Source organism: uncultured Thiodictyon sp., assembly GCF_903946935.1.
In the GTDB taxonomy this organism is placed as follows: Bacteria; Pseudomonadota; Gammaproteobacteria; order Chromatiales; family Chromatiaceae; genus Thiodictyon.
On sequence record NZ_CAJAXH010000079.1, the window covers coordinates 1 to 3367 of the forward strand.

General features: G+C 62.5%; 3 protein-coding genes. All 3 read right to left on the reverse strand.

Annotated features, from left to right (window positions below):
- Positions 1-200 precede the first annotated feature (200 nt).
- Positions 201-2255, reverse strand: coding sequence for a tetratricopeptide repeat protein (locus tag QZX93_RS06870; RefSeq protein WP_295393205.1), 2055 nt, complete (start codon positions 2253-2255; stop codon positions 201-203).
- Positions 2256-2262: 7 nt separating this feature from the next.
- Entirely contained in the window at positions 2263-2502 is a 240-nt protein-coding gene (locus QZX93_RS06875; RefSeq protein WP_295393206.1) for a hypothetical protein, read from the reverse strand.
- 152 nt (positions 2503-2654) lie between these two features.
- Positions 2655-3146 carry a hypothetical protein gene (locus QZX93_RS06880; protein ID WP_295393207.1) on the reverse strand — a complete coding sequence of 164 codons (492 nt, stop codon included), beginning with the start codon at positions 3144-3146 and terminating at the stop codon, positions 2655-2657.
- Positions 3147-3367 lie beyond the last annotated feature (221 nt).

Here is a 3367-nt window from a genome sequence, read left to right on the forward strand (position 1 = left end):
AGCGGCGACGATGGTCCTCCGGCAGCGACCGGCAATACAGTCGCATCGTCTCTTCGTGCGTGGCCGCGTAGCCGGCAAACTCGTTCATGGTAGCGACCGGTGTCCAAAGATCCGACGCCCATGATCGCAGGAAGACCTCGGTTTTTCAACTGAGTGGCCGCCGCTATACATAGATCGCCGGAGCTAACATGAGTAACTTCTTAGTGAACCGTTCCTAGGTCGATGGTAGCGCTGTAGTCGGCAGCTTCCTTGTCGACATCTCCAATTAACCCGTATCTCGCGCCTCGGTTGAATAGCGCGGCAGCCACCTGGTTGGCGGGGGCCTGCGGTAGGGCGATAGCGGCGCCGTAATCCGCAATTGCTTTATCTGTCTCTCTGAGCTTCCCGTAGGCCACGCCCCTGTTGACGAGCGCCCAGGCCAACCACTCAGCCGGGGCCTGCGCCAGATCAGTGGCAGCACTGAAATCCGCAATCGCTTCGTCGTATTTTCCAAGTTGCCCATAGCTTAAGCCCCGGTTCACGAGTGCTTGCGCGAGCTGTTCGACGGGGACTTGCGATAGAGCAATAGTGGTGCTGTAGTCAGCGATTGCCTTGTCGAAATCTCCAAGTCGGTTGTACGCTCGCCCCCGGCGGTTAAGTGCGCTGGAGACTCCCTCGATCGGTACCGCTGGCAATGCCAGCAGGGCATCGAGTTGTCTGATCGCCCGAATAAACTCACCTTTGCTGGAATTGATGATTGCGGCGAATTCCCAAGCCGACGCTTTGACTCTGGCGGACGGCCCGCTTTCGTCACCAACGATCTCATCAACGATACGAAGCGCCTCGGCATCCTCGCCCTTCGCCAAGTATCCGCAGGCCAGCGCCAACTCCTCGCACTCCTCGGCATAGGATTCAATAAGCGGACCCCATTGCTTCCGCCCCGCCTCATCCAGCTCAGCCTTGAATCCGTCAACTAGCAGCTGCCCACGCAGATTGCCCTTGATTTGGTTGGCTTCAATGGCCGACGCGAGATAGGTGCGGGCCATCCGGTCGGTCTTGCAGTCGGAGAGTCTGGCGTTCAACTCAGGTCCGTCGTACCAGACACGCAGAAAGTCCACCAGCACCCGTAATGGCCCGTGGTTCTGGTTCTCCTTCACCTCGACGCAGATACGCATCATCGGCTCGGCGATCTCATAGAGGGATTCGCGTCCGCGCTGGGCGGCCTGGACATAGCCCTTGTCGCGCAGGTCCTTGAGCTGGCTGGAGACGGTCTGTTGGCTGGCGAAGAGTCGCCGCGCAATCTGCTTGACCGCAGTGGGTCGGTCCTGGGTACACAACAGTTCGACGATCTTGCGCTGCTGGGCCGGCAGCCAGCGGATGCGCTCCTGGTAATAGGGCGTCATCTCGTCGACCATCTTGGCGAAGGGGTCGACCAGGGATTGGATGCTGTCGCGGGTGATGAACTGGGACAGGACGATGTAGATGCGGTGGTTGCCGCCGGAGAGGTGATGCAGTGCGCGGATGCGCGAGCGGCCGGTGGCGCTGTCCAGAAAGGCGACGACATCGCTCTGGTGGTTGAGCAGGGCGATGTTCTGGAGCAGTTCGCGCGCCTGTTCCACCGACAGGGTTTTCAGATGCTCGGTCTGGAAGAAGCCGAAGAATGCGCTCTGGCGCTTGGCAATGTCGTCCACCAGCCGCTGGGCGGTGGCTGCCAGGGACAGCACCGGGTGCTCCTGGATGAAGGCGCGGAGCTTCTGTTGGCCGGCCTGACCCAGTCCCGCGAACAGGGCGTCGAGGTTTTCCACCAGGACCAGCAGGGTGCGGTCTTGCAGGGTCTCAAGCAGCAGTTGGGCGAGTGCGCCCTCCGCCGCGTCCGGTGTCAGGTCGAACAGGGGGTCCAGCGCGGCGGCCGTGAATTCATCCGGGTAGCGCTTGACCAAGGCGTCATAGATACGGCGCAGCAGCTCCAACAGGCTGGTGCTGGTCTCGTCCTCGTTGAGCCAGGCGACGCGCAGCCGATCATCCAGCGCCCGGTCCTGCCCCAGCCGGTAGACCAGCAGCGTGACCAAATGGGTCTTGCCGGTGCCGCGTGGACCGACGAACAATAGGTGGTGTTTGTTGCCCGTGGTGGCGCTCTCGCGCACCCGCTCGACGGCGTCCGTGATAAGCGCTTGGCGTTGGACGGTGATGGCCTCCAGGTCTTGCGGCGGCGTGCGGCTGGGGGTGAAGACCGAGAGGAAGGCGCGATCGTTCATGGCGGGGCGGGTGCTTTGCATGGTGATCTCAGAGTCCGCGGGCGAGCCGCCACCAGCGTTGCAGTAGCGGGAAACGGAACCGATAGTTGCCGACGGTATCGCGCGCCAGATAGTGGTCCTGCTCCATGAGTCGGAGCAGTTCGATCAGGCGGTCGCGATCGTCCAGGCTGCCGCTCGCCTTGCCCTCCGCCAGCAAATCGTTGATCGAGACGGCGACGGGTGCCGCACCAGCGGCACGGGCGGCGATGCCGTCGAGGATGCCGAGCACCGCCCGCTCGGCGTCGGCGCCGTAGTAGATCGGGATACGCTCGCGGTAGTGGTTCAGCTCCCAGGGGTCGTTGGGGTCCAGCAGTTGCCGCGCGACAACCTGCTCGACCAGTGCCGGGTCGGCACCCGAGGCGGCGGTGAGCGCGGCGTACTTCAGCGCCTTGACGGTATGCTGGCGAGCATGTAGGGCACTTCATCCCAGAGGAACAGCGGGCGCGCGTCCTGATGGGCGCGCTCCTGCACCAGGTCTTGGATGGCGAAATTCAGGATGTCCTGCCAGGGTGCGTCGGCCACCAGGTCAGGAAGCTTGAGCACACCGGCCACCTCGGTGCCGCCGAGTGACTTGAGTAGCTCTTTGGATCGTCGTGCGATCCTTGCTCGTGCGGACAGAAACCGATCAACCTCGCGATAGACCGATAGCGCGAATTCCCGGGCGCTGTGATACCGCTCCAGGTCCTGAAACATCGGTACCCAGCCGGGCCTTGGCTCGGCGCACAGTTTGCGGATGATGGTGGTCTTGCCGATGCGCCGCTCGGCGTTCATGCGGATGGATTGCTGCTCGAGCGTGTCCCAGATCTGCTCGATCAGTTGCTCGCGCCCGACGACCTCCGCGAGCTCGATCTGGCCGCCTGGGTTTGCCTTCATGCCGAACCCCTGTGCTAATGGGTAGATGGCATGATTGTACGCCTGAAATATCGTACGTCAAATATGGCGTGCGTTGCAGGTCAGGGCGGAACCGTTCTAGCCAGGACTCTCTGTTGCAACCGGCGGTTGTCCGCAACACTGGACAACGCCAGGTGGCCCGGGTATAAAGCACGTCGGTCCCCTTACTGTCCGAGGCCCCGTGCGTGAACCTTCGTGAGGTC